Raw genomic sequence first — 18,534 nt, forward strand, 5'->3', positions numbered from 1 at the left:
ATGCAATAAGGACATGAGCAATGACAACCGTTGTTTTTTCGCACGGCAAAGAAAGCGGCCCTTGGGGCAGTAAAATTACAACGCTTTCGAATGTAGCAACTGATATGGGCTTTGGGGTAGAGAGTATTGATTATCAAGATCTCGAATGTCCAGAAGCCCGTTTAACGCGCCTTAAAGAAACCATTGCTGAAAAGTGCAACGATGTCATTTTAGTGGGCTCTAGTATGGGTGGCTATGTGTCGCTGGCGGCAGCGAGTCAAATTTCTGCTCGCGGTGTGTTTTTAATGGCGCCGGCTTTGTATATGCCAGACTACGAAATTCAGCGCTATCCCTATGACGGGTACGTAAGCTTAGTGCACGGTTGGAATGACGATATTATTCCAATTGAAAATAGCCTTAAGTATGCTCGTCATCAAAAAGCGCAGTTGCTGCTATTAAACGACGGCCATCGCTTAGCCAATAGTAAGTCGGTGATTTCGCCCTTTTTTAGAAACTGGCTAGAAAAGTTCCGATATCAATAAGCCCTCGATTTAGCCGAAGAGACAATAGGCAATTAAGGCTTAGGCAAAAATAATCATGTAATACGCCCACGTTAGTGGGCGTTTTTGTAGATAGGGTCACGGATTTTCTAAGACTAATCGCTTAGGCAGGTATTCGTTGATTGTGGCGGGAAAGTCGCTGAATTTATGGCATTATTGATGTATTGGCTTCGCTAGCTCATAGAGGCAGAAAAGTATGGCATTACGCTTACCCCCAGCGCCAGATTGGCCCGCGTTGATAAAATCAGGTTGTCGTGTTTTTGTCGGCGGTAACGCATCAGTACCCCACGCACTTGTGCAGCACCTCATTGATAATAGTGAGGGATTCAGCGACATTGAATTAGTGCACATGCTGGCGTTAGGCGATACCCGCTGGGTAAAACAAGAATACAAAAACCTATTTAAGGCAAACACCTTCTTTATTGGCGGAAGTGCCATGCGCAAAGCGGTTGATGAGGGGCGTGCCGACTATACTCCGGTGTTTCTGTCGGAAATATCCAGCTTATTTAGCGACGGGATACTAGCCCTAGATGCGGCAATGGTCAATGTAAGCCCTCCAGACGAGTTTGGCTATTGCTCGCTAGGTGCATCGGTTGATATTGCCATGTCTGCCATACGCCACAGCAAAAAAGTGATTGCCCAAATCAACCCGCAAGTGCCGCGAACAGCGGGTCATTCCTATATTCATATTAGCGAGATACACGCCTGCATTGAAGCGGATGAACCACTGGTAGAAGTGTCTACACCACCCATAGATAGCGTAGCTGAGCGAATTGGGCAGTATGTAGCCATGTTGGTGAATGACGGCGCCACACTGCAATTTGGCATTGGAAAAATTCCCAGCGCTACCCTTAAGTACCTTTGTACCCATAAAGATTTGGGTATTCACAGTGAAATGCTCACCGACAGTATTATTGAATTATTGGCCTCAGGCGCAGTAACCAACAAGAAAAAAACATTCCACCCCGGTAAAGTAGTGACAAGCTTTGCTATTGGCACGCGCAAGCTGTACGAACTGATTGATAACAACCCACATATAGAATTTTATCCGAGTAGTTACGTCAATAAGCCCACCAATATTGCGAAAAATGACAATATGGTGGCCATTAATAGCGCACTTGAGGTAGACCTTACTGGGCAAGTTGTTGCTGACTCTTTAGGTTATGACTTTTATAGCGGCATAGGGGGGCAGGTGGATTTTGTCACTGGCGCATCTATTAGCAAAGGGGGCAAGGCTATTATTGCGCTGCCTTCTACTGCCCAAAATGAAACTATTTCCCGAATTACACCGCAAATTAGCGAGGGCGCTGGCGTTGTCACGTCGCGGGGTAACGTGCAATATGTGGTAACGGAATACGGTATCGCTTCGCTAAAAGGAAAAAGTATTCGAGAGCGTGCGCTAGAGCTTATTCGAGTTGCCCATCCTAAGTTTCGTTCGGCGCTGTTAGAAGAAGTTAGGCAGCATTACTGGGTACCGCATTATCAAGAAAAGTACCCTACCGACATTCCTGAGTTAGGCGCTATTCAGCTTAAAAAACTAGATATACGGGGCGAACGCTTCTACATGCGACCGCTCAACCCTGCCGACGAACGACGGCTGCAAGAGTTCTTCTACTCTCACACTAAAGAAACCTTGCGACTGCGCTATAACTACGACCCAAAGCAAATGTCCCGCGAGAAATCCTGCAATTTAGTCAGTGTGGATCAAAGCTCTGATGCTGGGCTGTGTATTGTGCGCCAAGAGGGCTCTCGTATCACCATTCATGCAGTCGGGCGATTCTACTTTAATCCGTCAGACAATACCTGTGAGGCTGCCTTTGTTACTCGTGAGACTCAGCAAGGAAAAGGCATGGCAAAACTACTGTTAAAAGAGCTCATCAATATTGCGAAAAAGCGCGAGATTAGCAAGATGATGGCATACGTTCGCGGGGATAACATGCCCATGATTGCTATATTTGAACAAGCAAAGTTTAAACGTAAATTTACCGGTGACCCGAGTGATGTTGAATTGGTCCTTGATGTGGCGTCGCTGACATGACAATAAAAATTTTCCGTGGTAAACACGGCACTAAACACGACCTAGGAAATGAGCATCCGGAATCACCAGACCGCCTATTTGCTATAGACGATCAGTTGTTATCATCTGGGCTAGAGATGATTTGTGAGCATGGGGATGCTACGCCAATCCCTGAGGCATATTTATCATTGGCCCACGACCCTTACTACATTAAAAGTGTATTCGACCGTGCTGCACAGGTGTCTTTTAGTGATGATGAAAAGACCATGTACGCAGGTGAAACAACGCCCACAGCCTGGTTAGATGAAGATACTGGCTTAATGAAGCACAGTTTAACGGCAGCGTTGGAGTCGGCTGGCGCTGGCTGTAATGCCGTAGACTACGTTATGGCGGGTACAGAGCGGCAGGCCTTTTGCGCCACTAGGCCCCCAGGACATCACGCTACCTACGATAGCGCGATGGGCTTTTGCGTATTCAATAATATTGTATTGGCAGCGCGCTATGCATTGCAAAACTATAATTTACAGCGGGTAGCCATTGTGGATTTTGATGTTCATCATGGCAACGGCACAGAGCAGATAGTTGCGGGCGACCAGCGCATTATGCTGTGTTCAAGCTTCCAACATCCTTTCTACCCTCATAGCGGAGCGCCGGTTTCCGCGAGTAATATTTTAGCGGTGCCCCTTGAAGCGGGTATAACCGGCGATGTATTTAGAGAAAAAGTACATCATTGGTTTAATGCGCTTTCTAATTTTCAGCCTCAGCTAATTCTCATTTCGGCAGGCTTTGATGCCCACGCCGAAGATCCCATGGCCCATTTGCGTTTGGTGGAAGACGATTATTTTTGGATAAGCCAAGCATTAAGGCGTGTGGCTGATAGCTGCTGTGAAGGACGAATCGTAAGCATGCTAGAAGGCGGCTATGACTTAAGCGCACTAGGGCGAAGCGTAGTGGCGCACCTTAAAGGCCTAAGCCAGCCCTAGCTGTGGGTAAAGCTTCTAATGACTTAAAGAGCGCGTAAACGCTGATAATCATGCTGTAGTGTCTTATCAACAAAAACAGCCTGTGGCGTCGCTGTTGATAATTGCGCCATTGTAGGGGAGTTGATGTGTGTAGCTTACTACTTGGTCTACCAAGTTTTTGCCAGTAAAGCAGCCATAGCCTGTGGCGTATGGGCCTACGTAGCGCAACTGGTAGTTCTCATCAATAACAATTAACGCAGGTACGGTAGTAATTATATTGCTTAGCCCTTTCACGGTGTCTAGCGCAATGTTGACAACGCCGTACTGTGATTCACCAAGGCGATTAAGTAACTGAGTTTGATGGGGCGCGGTGAGCGTTTCGCAGTAGCAATTTTCAGATGAGCCAACGTGGATAATACTGGCACTGGGAACATTACTGTTTTTAAGCAGTTGCGTAAGTTCACTGTCAAATGTCGGTGAGGTTGAGTGATGAAGCAGTATGCCGTCAGGATCGAATTCTGATAGCTGACGCTGACCATACACTAACATGGCGGCCAGAAGGCCGCTTGCCCACAAGGCAAGCAGCGCCCAAGAAAGGCCTTTTGTCATTGCAGTTTAAAGCGCTCTATGGCACTGCGCATTTTTTGTGATATTTGTGTAAGCACCTGCACTTCGCCAGCAAGAGACTCTGCGGTCGCAAGCTCTTCAGACGTAAATTCACTTAAACGAGCCGTACTTTCAGCAATGGATGCAGACGCTGTTTCTTGCTCCACCGCCGATGTGGCAATTTCTGTCATGCTTTCACTGGCATCGTTAATTTGAAGCATGATCTCAGCCATTGCGTTAGTTGCACTTTCACTCGACATGACTGCATCATCAACAAGACTGATACAAGACTGCATTTGATCGACTGAACTTGCCGTTTGAGAAACAAGCTGCTCAGTGATACTTGTGATTTGTTCCGCACTTTCTTTCGAACGAATAGCCAGCGTACGTACCTCGTCTGCAACTACGGCAAACCCTCTACCGTGCTCTCCCGCTCGGGCCGACTCAATAGCTGCGTTAAGGGCTAGCAAATTTGTTTGTTCTGCTACGGCTGTAATAGAGCGCATGGCGTCGGAGATATGCGAGCATTGCTCATTTAATGCAGAGTTTGTTTTTGCTGCATCATTGAGGGTGCTTCGTAATGAATTAATCGTATTACTGGTAGTGGAAATCGAATCCTTGGTGTTTTGTGACGACGCTTGAGCTGCTGCGGCCTTATCACTGGCTTTAGTCGTCTGTTCTGTCGACATCTGCATGGTTTGCGCAATTTCTTCTGACGAAGCGGACACCATGGCTAACTCTTGGTCAGTTTTGTGGCTAATGTCGAACATGTTATTGGCAGCTTGTTCCATATTGCCACAGCCTCTAACAACGTCGTCAGTAAGCGACGAAGCCAGTTGAACCAACTCTTTGACCTGGTCAATCAATTCGCCAAAGGGGCGGAGGAGCTTGTTGTCTCTGTCTACAGCAACCGTTAAGTCCAACCTGTTATTTTCCCTTTGCATCTCGTTGATGGCTAATGACAGTTCAGCGGCGCCTGCGCCTTCTTCGTGGGCAGTTTTTGCGATATACATTAGCACACCACCTTCTGCTACGGCGAACGCAGCATGTAAAAGCAATATAGTGAACGTAACGTGGCCTTCTTCGAAAATAAGAAGCGGGGCGCCACTAGATTGTAAAAGAAAGAAGCTAATGTGATGTACCGCGACCACTGCCGTACCGGTGGCAATCACCTTCCAATCTCTAAATACCGATAAGAAAGCGAGAAGCACAAAAATTTCAAAATGAATCTCAATAAGACCAAATGACTGGTGAATATGCAGCGCGGTTAGCAGCTGCACACCAATGGCCATAGCATGGCGACTTAATGCAGAATAAGAGGATTGCAAACTCAGCACCAAAGGCACCGCGGCAATGGGGATACCAAAAATAAATGCGGGTAAGAGTTCTCCGGTAATAAGGCCAATGACAACTGAAATAATCAGTTGAGCAATGATGACTACGCGAAATATTTTCTGACCTTCTAAAAGCCAAGGATACTGCATACAGGTCTCCGCCATGTGTTTGGAATAAGTTTAGATGAAATGTAAGCTCCCTGCTAAATTGACCGAATAATAAACTATTGCAGAGGTTGGCGATATGTGACTTTGGTCTACATTTTTTTCACGTTATCAGTTGGTTAAGGTTATTAAAAACCGCTAGAATAGTGTTGATTTTCAAGTCATAAATGAGACATTCATGTCACAAATAGTTTTTCTTTCCACCGATAATTTGGACGATTTCTTCGTTTATGATGAATTGCTTATTCCTCATTTTGAGGACATAGGATGGTCGGTAGAGACAATCTCATGGCACGAACAGAACGTGAATTGGGACCAGTACGATTACGTTATTGTGCGCAGTACGTGGGACTACCAACAGCATCCTGATACCTTTCTTAATACATTAGAGATCATTAATAAATCTTCGGCTATCTTGTTAAATCCTTTAGCGCTGATTAGATGGAATATAGAAAAGCAGTATTTGAAGGACCTCGCGGGGGCTGGGATCCCCATTGTAGATACCCGTTGGGGAGAGCGTTTTGCGGCGCAAGATATACACAATGCTTTTGCGCGGTTTAACACTAAAGAAGTTGTTATTAAGCCAACACTGAGTGCAAACGCCGATGACACCTTTAGAGTCTCCTCATCAAATATGGCCGAAATAATGCCTTCATTGCTGACTACCTTTGCCGCTCGTCGGTATATGATTCAACCCTTTTTATCTAGCGTGGTTGAGGAGGGGGAATACTCTCTGTTTTACTTTGGAGGGTGTTACAGCCATGCCATATTAAAAGTGCCTCAGCAAGGAGACTTTCGAGTTCAGGAGGAGCATGGCGGGCAGCTACTGGCCGTTGAAGCAAACATTGCTCAGCAAGAAATAGCACAGCGAGCACTAGAGGCAATGCCGGCCCAAGCTCTGTACGCACGTGTCGACCTGGTTCGCCAAGAAAATGAGTGGGCAATTATGGAACTAGAACTTATAGAGCCTTCTCTCTACTTTAACCTAGATACGTCATCACCCGCTCGTTTTGTAAAGGCACTGTCCACTTTTTCTGAGACTTAGTAAATGTAAGCTGGCGACTACTTTTATCAACACGCCCTAGTAGTCGCCACTGTTTGTTTACATTATTTATCTCTAGAAAGTCTATTTTGAGACTGAGCTCTTTGAGGCAATGCTTTTCGAGACTGGGCGCTACCAGTTCTAATATTGCTGCGCCCCTCGTTACGGCTCACACTTCTTTTTGGCGACACGTTACGAGATACGGTTTGCTTGCTCGTCCGAGTGACCGTTTGTTTGTCCAAGGCTCTTTTGTCCGAGCCCCCTTTATTCGAGCTTATGTCTTTCCTGACTATTTGAGAATTCCGGTTTTGTGACGCTTTACCACGGTAAGCGTCAGCCCTGTAGGTTCGCGCTTTATCTTTAACTGCCTTGTTAGTATCTATTTTGCGTATCGCAGATCCTGGTTTTATAGGCTGGGGTTTTGTAAGCCGAGATTTTACCGATGTTTTCGCCGGTGTTTTCGCCGATGTTTTCACAAAGTGGCGCTTATTAGCATCGAGCTTGTTTAAGATTGCCTGCTTATTGTACTGCTTTTTTTCAGCAAGCCTCTTATTCGCCTTGTTAGTGCTAACCCTTCGATTATTTGACAACGCGCGATTTTGATTCGGCGCTTTTAACTGTGCGTTTGAAACAGAACGCGCTTTTGATATCGACCTTGAACCCGGCGAAGCAGCAAGGCGCCTTGTCGATACATGTCTATTACTGCTGTGCACAAAACGTGTGGGTTTGGTCTGCACTACGCGCTGTGAGTAGCGAGCACGTCTGTGGTCAACGCGATGCTCCCAGCGCTGATAATCATTGCTAATAACTCGTTTACGCTGGCTACCTCTATAAAACCTGCGCACTGGCTGGCGATGCACAACTACATGGCGGTTACTCCAGTGCACAGCACCGAATGAGAAAAAGGCCGATATCCTCACTCGCGGCGACCAATATACGTTTCTATGACGATGGTAATTAACATGGTGAGACCAGAATATCGGCGCAATAGGGTGCCACCAATTGCCGTACACAATTTGAGGGTCGTAGTAAGGCACATACACAACCTCTCGCTGACGAGGAGCGATATAGATGATCTCTCTGGAATTGTTTTGCTCCGTTTCTACCTCAACATAGTCGTTGGTATCTAAGTTTCCGGTGTTTCTAGCATGCTGACGCAGTACTTGTACTCGATCGAGTACTCTATCTTGGCTTACTAATACACTGTCGCCAAGCTGCTGCAGCCAGTCTAGGTCATTGGCCATGGTGTTGAGCAAATCAGTAAATGCGGCCAACGCCTTCACGCTTGGATCCCAATCCACATCTTCTAATACGTCTTCAACCTGCTCCGGCGTAAGGTGTTTGTTACTTTGTCGCCACTTATCTGCCGAAATCACATCAAGGGGATAGGTAGAGGCGATGAGTATGTGGGTGAGTAAGGTATCTGGATATAACGCAATAGGTGCGAGAAGACTGTCCAATTGCGCATCTGAGACTTCAGTTTGGCTAGTGCCCAACGTTTGATTGGCAGAAGTATCAACGGTTGATTGTTGAGCAATTACCGGTAAACCAACGGCAGCACCGCCAAGGGCAATCACGATAGATAGGGCTATGTTTTTCATACATTCTCCTTACATTGTCATTGCGCGCTTACTGTAGCGAACAAACAATGTGGGTAAGTCTGTATACGTTATAACCCGTGGATAATTAACCTAAGCTGAATAAAAAACGCCCGCTGAGGGAAGTTGAAGCGGCGGACGTTTTCTTGGTCGTGCAATTTTATTTAAACAGGATTCAGGTTATTTAAAAATGTGAGGGTCGAATGCGTGCCCCAGCTTTTCTGTTTTAGTTTTTAAATAGTTTTTATTGTCTTTCGTTACGCCATGGTCGATAGGCTTGCGCGATACAACGTCTATTCCGAGCGCTTCAAGTGCCGCTAGCTTCTTAGGGTTGTTCGTCATTAACTCTACGCGGGTAACGTCTAGCGTATCTAGCATGAGTTTACAGATGTCGTAGCTACGAAGGTCAGCATCAAAGCCTAAATGTTCGTTAGCTTCTACCGTGTCCATGCCGCTGTCTTGAAGATTGTAAGCACGTATTTTATTAAGCAGTCCAATGCCGCGCCCCTCTTGGCGAAGGTATAGTAGTAAGCCAAAGCCGTTATCGACGATGTTTTGCATGGCTTTTTCTAATTGAAAACCGCAGTCGCAGCGGGTACTGAAAAGAGAATCTCCGGTCAGGCACTCTGAGTGGATACGAATTGGCACAATATCGCCTTTCTTCCAGTTGCCGTAAGACAGGGCAACGTGCTCTTGACCACTGGCTTCAACGAAACCGTGTATTTTGAAATCACCAAGCCGCGTTGGCAATTTTGCTGAACTGACAAATTCGTATTTAGGCTGTTTGCTACTCATGTTACTTCTACGCTTAGGACAGTAGGCCATATGTGGGGATAATCACAGCTTTTGCAAGCCTGATATCTGCACTGATCGCTACCGAATTTGGCAGCATCTTTTTTAGGTCGTCTTTACAATATCATTCTAACTATAAAGTGTTACATTGTATCATTTATAGAGTGTAATGTTGTACGTTAATAACAATGCGTTGCTACTAACGACCTATGATTATACGCATTTCATCCGGTTTTGGGGTATTTGCTCTATCACTCTTTTTTATTTGTTATAAATCAAACGCGAGATCAACGATATGAGCCCAACAGAATAAGGGCGTTACAGCGGGGTGAAGTCGACGAGAGGGGCTGGCACTGCTACACCATAGCCCTGAGCGAAATCGATTCCCATGTTTCCTAATTGGGTCATTGTGGCTTCATTCTCCACAAACTCTGCCACTGTCTGCATGCCCATGGCCTTCGCCACATCCTTTATCGATGCAACCATAGCAGTGTCCACGGCGTCGTTAAGCATATCCTTTATGAACATGCCGTCTATTTTCACCTGATCCACAGGAAGGCTTTTAAGATAATTATAGGATGAAAAGCCGCTGCCAAAGTCATCAAGAGAAAATGTGCAGCCTAAGTTTTTGAATGTCTGCATAAAGGCCAGCGTGTCGTCCATTTTAATAATGGCCACTGACTCAATAACCTCAAAGCAAATCTTGTTATACGCAATACCGAAGGTTTCAAACGCATTCAGAATGAACAGCGTAAAATCTCTATCGGCCAGCGAGTGGCAGTTTAAGTTGATGCTACAGCGCTTAAGATTGCTCAAATGCTCAGGGTTTTCTGATAGCCATTTAAATGTATGCGTTACTACCCACTTGTCTACGTTCACGTTCATTTCGAAACGTTCCGCAGTAGGCAAGAAGTTTGCCGGCTCTACAATTTTACCATCACTTTCTCGCAAGCGAAGCAGTACCTCGTAATAATACCCTTCATTGGCTTGGCTGAGTGGTCGCAGCGGTTGGTAATACAGTTCGAATCGGTTTTCTTCTAACGCGTTGTTAATGGTCGATACCCAATCTAGCTCGCGCTGATAGCGCTGGGTGCTCTCTTCATTACTGTTGTATCGATGAATTTGATTACGGCCTTGGTCTTTGGCGAAATAGCACGCCGCATCTGCCATGCTTAAGTACTGCCCAGCACTTGTGGTATTTTCATCGCATACCACCATGCCAATGCTCACGCCTAAATTGAAAATGCGGTTGTTCCACATAAAGCGGTAGTCTTGCACTGCATTGAGTATTTTTTCTGCGTTCTCAAAGACACTTTTCTCATCATAATCTGAGTAAATAATACCGAATTCATCGCCGCCTAAACGGGCAAGAAGGGCATTCTTTAAAAGCGTGTTTTCTATCAGCCTTGCTATATCTTTTATGAGTACGTCACCTGCCTTATGACCGCAGGTATCGTTAACCACTTTAAACCTGTCTAAATCTAAATAAAGCAGACACACAGGGGGGCTGGCCACTGATGCCACCTTACCTTTAAACTCGGTTTCAAACTGGCGTCGATTGTAGGCCCCTGTAAGAGAGTCATGGGTAGCTAAATAGCGTAAATTAAGGTCCGATTGTTTTTTCTCGGTGATGTCGATAATTGAGCCGAAAATATAGGGGCCATCACTATTTTCTTGCAAACGGCAAGACAACGAAATCCAAAACTCTTCACCATTTTTTCTTTTTGCTCTTATTTCTTTGCCAGTTAAGTGACCGGTTTGAGACAGTTCGCCTAAGAGAAGCTGCCTGTCATCAGCGTTAGCATAGAAAACCGATGTTTTTGCGCCTGTTTCCAGCATGTCGTCCTCATCGGTATACCCAAAAAGTTTATACATCGCGGGGTTTACAGACACTAAATTACCTTCCCAGGTTGAGGTGTAATGTCCTTCTGCTGAGTTTCTAAATAAATGATAGAAATGGTTTAAGTTGGTAATGATCTCTTCTTTTTTAACTAACTGTTTTTTGTTGTAAAACCGTTCTTTTGTTGCTGCGGCCATGCCTAAACACAACAGTCCGAAGGCGGCAAAAAACAGCATAACCAAATAGACACTAAAGGTATAAACCATGAAGTGATAGAGGCCTTGAATCGATATTGCAAACAACACAAAAAACGAGAGCCAGCCAATTGAGAACAAGCGACTTGTTTGACGGTTTTCTTTAAACGTTAGCGCCAAAGCAACTTGGCTTACACCCATTACCGCAATAGTGCTAAGCAGAACTACAATTGCCACGGTGGACTCGATGAAAAAGCAATACAAGCACACCAAAGGAATGACAAAATTAAGTGCTTTGAGGAAAGCGGGCACTCGAGGAAATAGATGATGGGTTACTTTGGCTAAGCACAGCAACAGCAAGGTTGATGCAATTATGAATGCCGCCTCAGTTGTGTTGGTTAAGCTTGGCCACAAACCCAGTCCGCTTTGAAAAATGAAAAAAAGCGTCAGCATGGCCAATGATGACATCGTAAGCCAAAATCGAGTGGCAATACGTTGGTTAAAGTAAGAAAGAAGGAAGTAGGTAATAATAAGTGCGAACACGCCAAGCACCGCACCTAAGGCAACCAGCATATTAGTATCGTATTGCTGGAGCGCGTCCCTTTCCCACAGCGCAACAGGTATGTTGCTTAACCCTGTGTCTTTAATGCCAATGAGCAAGCGCACATTTTGATAGGGCTGTAGTGTAAACGACAGTCGAATACTGGGCACGGGTTGTGGCAGAGTAAGGTCGCCTTTTCCTGCTTGATAGCGATACGTTTTTATAATGCGTTCGTTGTCGTTGAGCAGATAAAGCTGCAAGTCGTCAATGTTTAATCGGTCTACATTTACCACAAGGGAGACAGGGCTAAAGCCGCTGTGCTGTATATAGGTAGACAGCCACTGCCGAGTGGATGTGATCTGTTGGCCTGAAAACGCACTCGCGCCTTCTAACACATCAAAGTAGGTCGCCGAGTCAGGTGCGTGAGTTATGCTGCTATTGTGATTAATAAGAATATGTTGAAAAGACTCATCAATACTTATGTTATTTGTCGCGCTATTTGTAGCATTATTAGTCTCGTCATTGTTGGCGTTAGCGGAAAATGACATAAGCAACAGTCCGGTCAATACGAGAACATACGAAAGCGCTGAGCGGTTCGGGCTCTGTTTTAACGTGAGCCCCCTTACTTTGTCTGACTCTGCATTCCGACTAACCCTGCGAAAACCACCACAGGCAAGCGATGGCAGTAATGCCATAGCAAGCCACACTAGCGCAAAAGGGCGAGTAAGCATTGACGGTGAAAACAACAGTGACATGGCGTTCATTGATTAATAGTAATTCATAGGTGGCAACAAAGAAATGTAAGTTTAGAGTGATGCTTTTACAAAAAAGCGTCGCCCTGTTCTTTTAGATAATCGCTAATAATTTGAGGGCGTTGCTCGCTACCAATAGGCTCAAGCCATATCGCTTCGCATAGCCATTCTATGCATAATAAGCACTGAAAAGGCGGGTGGCCTTTTAAAGAAGTTAATACCACCTGAAACCTATCAGCACCCCAATCAGCTTGTGAAGCTTGAAAATGAAATAGTGACACAAACTGAGTTAACCACTGCTCAGTCTTTAGGGGCGTTGTAGGTAGAGGAAGGGTTATCTGAACGCTTGACTCGGTGTTGTGAAGCGCGGTGATGACACTTGATGCAAGTAACTGCTGCATAATTTGAAACCCTGTTATTTTAATCTGTTATCTATGTAAGGTGTACGTATACGGTGCTGTTGAATGAACAGCTTGCGCAATGCAAAAGCTTGTTTACGGTTAGTTAATTCCTAGCTGTTTATTTCCTAGCTGCTTAATTCATAGCGATAATATATCGACATAGTTAATGAAAAGCAGACTTTGTCCGAAATTACATGCAGCATGAATCGCTGGCGCTTTTAAACACGCTTTATGTAAAATCGCCTCAAGAGTCCCATCTGTAGGTTTAGGCATTGCATGGCTAAGCACCGCAAGCGTATGAACTGCACTTGCAAGCTCAAGCACTTGCAAGGATAAGTATTTGCAACGGCTTATATCGATGAGTAAAGGTCTAATTAGAAGTAAACCTGCCGCCGCTTATCCATGTATACACTACAGCACAACAATAATAGTTTTTATATGCGTTATGACAGCGCAAATTAAGGAAGGGGTATGTTAACACTACATCATTTAAATAACTCTCGCTCTCAGCGTATTCTGTGGTTGCTAGAGGAGCTCGGTGTTGAATACAAAATCGCGTTTTATGAACGAGACAGCCAAACCAATTTGGCGCCCGATTCACTGCGAGCAGTCCATCCCCTAGGACGTTCACCGGTGCTCACCACGCCGCATGGTGCCATCGCTGAATCTGGCGCTATCGTTGAATATTTAGTGCGTAATCATGCTGAATCTGGCTTTGCTGTGCCTGAAGAGGGCAAAGCACTGCAAGACTACCTATTTTGGCTTCACTTTGCTGAAGGGTCTTTGATGCCGCCGCTTGTGGCTAATCTTGTTTTAGAAAAAGCACGTCAGAAGGGCTCTAAACCGTTTTTCATAAAACCCATTACCGACAAGTTAGTGGATGGGATCATTAACGCGTATTACGGCCCTAACTTGGCGCAGAGCCTTCGCTATGTAGAATCGTACCTTGCCAGTAACACATGGTTTGCAGGTGAGGAGCCAACGGGAGCTGATATACAAATGATATTCCCGTTAGAGTCTCTCGTTGCGAGTGGTCGAGCTGATGATTTCGCAGCAATTCGCGGGTACGTTAAGCGTGTACATGAAAGACCAGCCTATCAACGCGCTCTAGAAAAAGGCGGCGAATACGCCTACGCTTAGGGCGGTCAATACGCCCTAGTCATTTCGGTTTTTAATCGTTGCGAGAAATGTAGTCGTCGATAAGTTTGATAAAGGCGTCGCCGTAACGCTCTAATTTGGTTTGCCCAACACCGCTTACTTCAAGCAAGGTATTACGGGTGACGGGCAGCTTACACGCCATATCCACTAAGGTCGCGTCACTGAATACCACATACGGCGGCACTTCGTTTTCTTCGGCCAGCACTTTGCGTAAATGCTTAAGTCGTGTAAACAAGGTGCGGTCGTAATTGGCAGGCGCTTGCTTGGCTTTTTTGTCAGGCTTAAATTCAAGTCGCGGTACTGCAAGCTGTACCGGTACTTCGCCTTTTAGTACAGGGCGCGAGGCCTCTGTGAGGCGCAGCGACGCATGTGCAGTAATATCAACGCGTATCAGCCCTTTATGAACCAGCTGATTCAAAATGTTATGCCAATAGCTGTCCGATTTGTCCTTTCCTATTCCATAGGTGGAAAGTTGATGATGCCCTGCCTCTTGTAGCCTGCGAAGCTGTTTGCCTCGTAAAACATCAATAACGTATTGACTTGATGCCTGCTGAGATAAGCGCAAAATGCATGATAAGGCTTTTTGGGCAATAACAAGGCCATCTACCATTTTCGGGGGATCTAAACAAATATCACAATTCCCGCAGGCACTATCGCTAAACTGAGAAAAGTAGTTAAGCAGTACTTGTCGTCGGCATGTTTGCGCTTCTGAAAAGGCTTCCATAGCAGCAAACTTTTGAAGCTCTATATGATTTCTATCACCGCTTTCGCCTTGTTCAATCCACTGCCTTACTCTGGCGGCATCTTTTTCGTCGAACAATAAAAGCGCTTCCGATTCCAGCCCGTCTCGTCCAGCGCGCCCGGTTTCCTGATAATAGCTCTCGACACTGCGGGGCACATCGTGATGCACCACATAGCGTACATTAGACTTGTTGATGCCCATGCCAAAGGCCACTGTTGCTACCACAATATCAATCTTGTCATTGAGGAACTGACGCTGCACCAATTCTCGTTCATCGCTATCCATGCCGGCATGATAGGCAGCGCAGCGAAAACCCAGCCTGAATAGTTTGGCGTGTAAATCGTCAACTTTGGCTCGGCTATTACAATAAATAATACCGCTGCCTTCTTGCTGCTTTACGTAGCTAACGACTTGATCGAAGGCTTTGTATTTCGACATAACGCGGTAGCGAATATTGGGTCTGTCGAAACTACCTTTGTACACTAGCGGCTCATGTAACGTGAGCTGATTTAAAATGTCGGCTTGAGTGGCGGTGTCTGCAGTAGCGGTTAAGCCAATAACGGGAATATGTGAAAAACGAGATTTTATTTTACCTAAAGCGCGATAATCTTGACGAAAGTCATGACCCCAATGGGATACGCAGTGGGCTTCATCAATAGCAAATAAGGCAATTTCCGCTCTGTTGAGTAATTGCTGAAATGAATACTGCATTAGGCGCTCAGGAGACACGTAGAGTAAATCTAGCTTTCCTGCAATGAGCGCATCGTTGATATTGGCCTGAGCTTCAGCGTCGAGTGTGGAGTTGAGGTAATCAGCCTTCACACCGAGGGCTTTAAGCTGCTCTACCTGGTCTTGCATTAGGGATATCAGTGGCGACACCACAATGGCGGTACCGTCGCGAACTAATGCGGGTATTTGATAACACAACGACTTTCCACCGCCGGTAGGCAGTAGCACAAGTGCATCACCACCGTTACACACATGGTGAATGACTTCCCCTTGACCATCGCGAAATTCACCGTAACCGAAAACGTTTTTGAGTACGTTCTCTGGCGATACGGTGTTGTCAGAGTGGGGCGATAATTCTGTGGTGGCTAATGCAGTTGTCATGGTTGGGGATTTTACGCTTTTTTTGCTCTGTCTTCACGGGGCATTTGCAAAAACTAGACTAAAATTCAGCGCAAGCCCCTAACATCAAACCAAGCGGTAAAGCATAACCACCTAAGAAAGAGTGAATAAACAAAAACGTATAAGCGCGTGTATAAATCAGTCCGTCATATTCTCATATGCAGCAACATGATAATCTAAGGGCTGTAGGATTGAGAAAGCGTGTGTCAACAGGAGGTATAGTGTGGCTGACCAATTACCAGATTTAATCGAAGAGATTGTTACCGAAGGTATGGCTGATGACCCAGCGTCGTTATTAGCGGCGCTAAGTGGTCAAGACAATGTGTATATTGCTACGCTGTTAGAATCGTTGCCTGTTGAGCCACGACTCGTGGTGTGGGAAGGAATTCCGCGAGAGCAAAAGCTGAACGTATTGGTTGAGATGCGCAGCGACCCCCGTGAAATTCTTATCGATAATACGCCGCACAACGAATGGGCGTCCATTTTTGCCGACATTTACGCCGATGACTTACTTGAGCTTCTCGACTCTTTACCCAAGCGCCTTGTTGATTTGGCCTATGAGTCACTCGACTCCAAAGAGCGAAAGTACTTTAGAGAAGCCTCACTTTTTCCCGATAATCAGATAGGTCACTGGGTAAACCATGAGCAGCTTGTGCTGCCTTCTAACGCTAAGGTTAGAGAGGCATTGCGTTTACTGAAAAAAGATATCCCTCAGCACTGCGACAGTATTTATCTCGTTAATCGAACGGGGCAGTTTGCGGCACTTGTTAAAATAAACAACTTGTTTTCTGCTTCAGAGGACAAGGCGTTATTGTCTCTTGCAGAAGAAAATATTACTACGTTTAAGGGCGATGACGATGCCATGAATGTATCGCTAATCGTGCAGCGCTCGGGCCTAGCGTCACTGCCTGTAGTGGATGAAAATAATACCTTGCTTGGCAGGTTAGATATTACTGCGGCCAGCGAATTAGTGAATGAGTTCTATGAGCGTCAGGTCATGGCCTCAGCAGGTATGGATGAAGACGAAGATTTGTTCTCTCCCGTGGCGAAAAGTGCCAGGAATAGGGCGCTTTGGCTGGGTATTAACTTACTTACTGCATTTATGGCATCGTGGTTTATTGGCTTGTTTGAAGCTACGCTTCAGCAGGTGGTTGCACTGGCAGTACTTATGCCTGTAGTAGCAAGTATGGGTGGTATTGCGGGTAGTCAAACGCTTACCCTTATAGTGCGAGGCTTGGCATTAGGGCAGGTGACTCCAGCCAATATTAAAGCATTGATGATCAAAGAGCTAAAAGTGGGCGGCGTAAATGGCGTTATATGGGCCTTGGTTATTGGTATTGTTGCCTATTTTTGGTTTACCGATGTGATGCTGGGGGTGGTTATTTGCTTAGCTATTTTGTTCAATATTGTGGCGGCGGCTATTGCCGGTGTATTTGTGCCGATTATTTTAGATAAATTGAAAATAGATCCTGCGCTGTCGGGGTCGGTTATTCTAACAACGGTAACAGACATCGTAGGCTTTGTGGCCTTCTTGGGGCTTGGTACATTATTTTTGCTCTAGTGCACTAAACCATATTCACCGACGGGGTTAAGGATGTTTAACCCAAATATGTGGCACTTTGAGCCGCAAGCACCACAGAGCGCTTGTTTAAAATAGCGTTGTATTAAACAATAGCGCGCTTATAGCCTGTTTCGTTTTGGAGTTATCATTGTCTAAGCCAGCTTCTGCCGCCCAAGTGGGCGTTATCTGTGCGATAGCCGCTTACAGCATGTGGGGCGTAGCACCTGTTTATTTTAAACAGTTAATGGTACTTCCCGCAGCCGAAATATTAATGCATCGCGTCATTTGGTCGGTGGTATTGCTTGTGGGGTTTATCGCTGCACTAAAGCAATGGCCCAAGGTGATATCCGCATTAAAAAACAAGCGGGTAATGGTCATTCTCTTTTTCGCTGGCCTATTGCTAGGCGCTAATTGGTTACTGTTTATTTGGGCCATAAACAACGACCACCTACTCGATGCCAGCTTAGGCTATTACATTAACCCGCTTATTAACGTGTTTTTAGGGCGGGTATTCTTAGGCGAACGGCTTCGCAATCTGCAGAGAACGGCGGTTATTTTAGCGGTAGTGGGCGTCGGTATTTTGGTGCTTTCCTATGGTGAAATACCATGGATTGCGCTGGTATTGGCATCAAGCTTCAGTGTGTATGGCTTGCTGCGTAAGCAGGTGGCAGTAGATTCTCTGCCAGGTTTATTTATCGAGACACTCATGCTATCGCCGCTGGCCATAGGTTACTGGGTGCTTTATGGGTCACAATACAGCAACTTATTTAACAATAGCATCGACTTAAACCTGCTTATCTTCGCCGCCGGTATCGTGACCACTGCGCCGCTATTGTGCTTTACCGCTGCGGCAAGGCGCATCATGTATTCCACCTTAGGGTTCTTCCAATATATTGGTCCAACACTGATGTTTATTTTAGCGGTTTATCTCTACGGCGAACCGCTGGAAGAGGCTAGGCTAACCACCTTTGCGTTTGTTTGGTTGGCACTGGCTGTATTTAGTGCAGACTCTATTTACAACTTTCGCAGACAGCGACAGCAAGCGCGAGCTGCTGCGCTTCAAGCGGCAGAGCTTCAAGTCGCAGAGCAAGATAAGTAGGCTATGCGCGTAGTATAAGAAAGGTGCAATTCGTGGGTGTAGATACGTTAGTGTAATGAACAA

At 45.7% G+C, this 18,534-nt stretch carries 14 protein-coding genes; 7 read left to right on the forward strand and 7 right to left on the reverse strand.

The window, feature by feature from the left end; translation table 11 throughout:
* Positions 1 to 20: 20 nt before the first annotated feature.
* The 3 genes from AC27HD_RS11135 (at position 21) to AC27HD_RS11145 (ending at position 3,539) form a co-directional block, all read left to right on the forward strand.
* Positions 21 to 521 carry a YqiA/YcfP family alpha/beta fold hydrolase gene (locus tag AC27HD_RS11135; RefSeq protein ID WP_487105850.1) on the forward strand — a complete coding sequence of 167 codons (501 nt, stop codon included), beginning with the start codon at positions 21 to 23 and terminating at the stop codon, positions 519 to 521.
* 214 nt (positions 522 to 735) lie between these two features.
* The gene (locus AC27HD_RS11140; RefSeq protein ID WP_032094657.1) at positions 736 to 2,577 is read left to right on the forward strand and encodes a bifunctional acetyl-CoA hydrolase/transferase family protein/GNAT family N-acetyltransferase; all 1,842 of its coding nucleotides are present in this window, start codon (positions 736 to 738) and stop codon (positions 2,575 to 2,577) included.
* Complete coding sequence (locus AC27HD_RS11145; protein ID WP_487105852.1) at positions 2,574 to 3,539, forward strand: histone deacetylase family protein; 966 nt, start codon at positions 2,574 to 2,576, stop codon at positions 3,537 to 3,539. Before AC27HD_RS11140 ends, AC27HD_RS11145 begins: the two co-directional genes overlap by 4 nt.
* Before the next feature lie 66 nt (positions 3,540 to 3,605).
* On the opposite strand, the gene AC27HD_RS11150 is transcribed toward AC27HD_RS11145, so the two are convergent.
* Both AC27HD_RS11150 and AC27HD_RS11155 read right to left on the reverse strand, forming a co-directional pair.
* The gene (locus AC27HD_RS11150; RefSeq protein ID WP_487105854.1) at positions 3,606 to 4,127 is read right to left on the reverse strand and encodes a DUF6436 domain-containing protein; all 522 of its coding nucleotides are present in this window, start codon (positions 4,125 to 4,127) and stop codon (positions 3,606 to 3,608) included.
* The gene (locus AC27HD_RS11155) at positions 4,124 to 5,608 is read right to left on the reverse strand and encodes a methyl-accepting chemotaxis protein (RefSeq protein WP_487105856.1); all 1,485 of its coding nucleotides are present in this window, start codon (positions 5,606 to 5,608) and stop codon (positions 4,124 to 4,126) included. Before AC27HD_RS11155 ends, AC27HD_RS11150 begins: the two co-directional genes overlap by 4 nt.
* A gap of 193 nt (positions 5,609 to 5,801) precedes the next feature.
* Here AC27HD_RS11155 and AC27HD_RS11160 point away from each other — a divergent pair, with 193 nt between their 5' ends.
* Positions 5,802 to 6,668: an ATP-grasp domain-containing protein gene (locus tag AC27HD_RS11160; protein WP_487105858.1), complete on the forward strand. Its 867-nt coding sequence runs from the start codon at positions 5,802 to 5,804 to the stop codon at positions 6,666 to 6,668.
* A gap of 62 nt (positions 6,669 to 6,730) precedes the next feature.
* Here the strand turns inward: AC27HD_RS11160 and AC27HD_RS11165 are convergent, their stop codons facing one another.
* From AC27HD_RS11165 to AC27HD_RS11180, 4 genes are all read right to left on the reverse strand, one after another.
* On the reverse strand, positions 6,731 to 8,266 hold the full coding sequence (locus AC27HD_RS11165; RefSeq protein ID WP_487105860.1) for a DUF3300 domain-containing protein: 1,536 nt from the start codon (positions 8,264 to 8,266) through the stop codon (positions 6,731 to 6,733).
* Between the two features lie 177 nt (positions 8,267 to 8,443).
* Positions 8,444 to 9,058 (reverse strand): GTP cyclohydrolase II, encoded by a 615-nt coding sequence (gene ribA / locus AC27HD_RS11170; protein WP_032094651.1) that lies wholly within the window; start codon positions 9,056 to 9,058, stop codon positions 8,444 to 8,446.
* A gap of 315 nt (positions 9,059 to 9,373) precedes the next feature.
* Positions 9,374 to 12,385: an EAL domain-containing protein gene (locus AC27HD_RS11175; protein ID WP_487105862.1), complete on the reverse strand. Its 3,012-nt coding sequence runs from the start codon at positions 12,383 to 12,385 to the stop codon at positions 9,374 to 9,376.
* Positions 12,386 to 12,450: 65 nt separating this feature from the next.
* Positions 12,451 to 12,783 carry a hypothetical protein gene (locus AC27HD_RS11180; RefSeq protein ID WP_487105864.1) on the reverse strand — a complete coding sequence of 111 codons (333 nt, stop codon included), beginning with the start codon at positions 12,781 to 12,783 and terminating at the stop codon, positions 12,451 to 12,453.
* 471 nt (positions 12,784 to 13,254) lie between these two features.
* Between AC27HD_RS11180 and AC27HD_RS11185 the strand changes: the two genes are divergently transcribed.
* Positions 13,255 to 13,923 (forward strand): glutathione S-transferase, encoded by a 669-nt coding sequence (locus tag AC27HD_RS11185; protein WP_032094649.1) that lies wholly within the window; start codon positions 13,255 to 13,257, stop codon positions 13,921 to 13,923.
* A 31-nt stretch (positions 13,924 to 13,954) separates the two neighbouring features.
* Here AC27HD_RS11185 and recQ read toward each other — a convergent pair whose 3' ends face one another.
* Complete coding sequence (recQ, locus tag AC27HD_RS11190; protein WP_487105866.1) at positions 13,955 to 15,793, reverse strand: DNA helicase RecQ; 1,839 nt, start codon at positions 15,791 to 15,793, stop codon at positions 13,955 to 13,957.
* Positions 15,794 to 16,034: 241 nt separating this feature from the next.
* Between recQ and AC27HD_RS11195 the strand changes: the two genes are divergently transcribed.
* Positions 16,035 to 17,372 carry a magnesium transporter gene (locus tag AC27HD_RS11195; RefSeq protein WP_487105868.1) on the forward strand — a complete coding sequence of 446 codons (1,338 nt, stop codon included), beginning with the start codon at positions 16,035 to 16,037 and terminating at the stop codon, positions 17,370 to 17,372.
* Between the two features lie 148 nt (positions 17,373 to 17,520).
* Positions 17,521 to 18,471: an EamA family transporter RarD gene (gene rarD, locus AC27HD_RS11200; protein ID WP_032094646.1), complete on the forward strand. Its 951-nt coding sequence runs from the start codon at positions 17,521 to 17,523 to the stop codon at positions 18,469 to 18,471.
* Positions 18,472 to 18,534 lie beyond the last annotated feature (63 nt).

Source organism: Alteromonas sp. 4NS20-0143 (assembly GCF_057542855.1).

Excerpts from the sequence above, each read along its gene's own strand:
- AC27HD_RS11135 (WP_487105850.1), top strand. The coding sequence starts at position 21 with ATGACAACCGTTGTTTTTTCGCACGGCAAAGAAAGCGGCCCTTGGGGC.
- AC27HD_RS11140 (WP_032094657.1), top strand. The coding sequence starts at position 736 with ATGGCATTACGCTTACCCCCAGCGCCAGATTGGCCCGCGTTGATAAAA.
- AC27HD_RS11145 (WP_487105852.1), top strand. The coding sequence starts at position 2,574 with ATGACAATAAAAATTTTCCGTGGTAAACACGGCACTAAACACGACCTA.
- AC27HD_RS11150 (WP_487105854.1), bottom strand. The coding sequence starts at position 4,127 with ATGACAAAAGGCCTTTCTTGGGCGCTGCTTGCCTTGTGGGCAAGCGGC.
- AC27HD_RS11155 (WP_487105856.1), bottom strand. The coding sequence starts at position 5,608 with ATGCAGTATCCTTGGCTTTTAGAAGGTCAGAAAATATTTCGCGTAGTC.
- AC27HD_RS11160 (WP_487105858.1), top strand. The coding sequence starts at position 5,802 with ATGTCACAAATAGTTTTTCTTTCCACCGATAATTTGGACGATTTCTTC.
- AC27HD_RS11165 (WP_487105860.1), bottom strand. The coding sequence starts at position 8,266 with ATGAAAAACATAGCCCTATCTATCGTGATTGCCCTTGGCGGTGCTGCC.
- ribA (WP_032094651.1), bottom strand. The coding sequence starts at position 9,058 with ATGAGTAGCAAACAGCCTAAATACGAATTTGTCAGTTCAGCAAAATTG.
- AC27HD_RS11175 (WP_487105862.1), bottom strand. The coding sequence starts at position 12,385 with ATGTCACTGTTGTTTTCACCGTCAATGCTTACTCGCCCTTTTGCGCTA.
- AC27HD_RS11180 (WP_487105864.1), bottom strand. The coding sequence starts at position 12,783 with ATGCAGCAGTTACTTGCATCAAGTGTCATCACCGCGCTTCACAACACC.
- AC27HD_RS11185 (WP_032094649.1), top strand. The coding sequence starts at position 13,255 with ATGTTAACACTACATCATTTAAATAACTCTCGCTCTCAGCGTATTCTG.
- recQ (WP_487105866.1), bottom strand. The coding sequence starts at position 15,793 with ATGACAACTGCATTAGCCACCACAGAATTATCGCCCCACTCTGACAAC.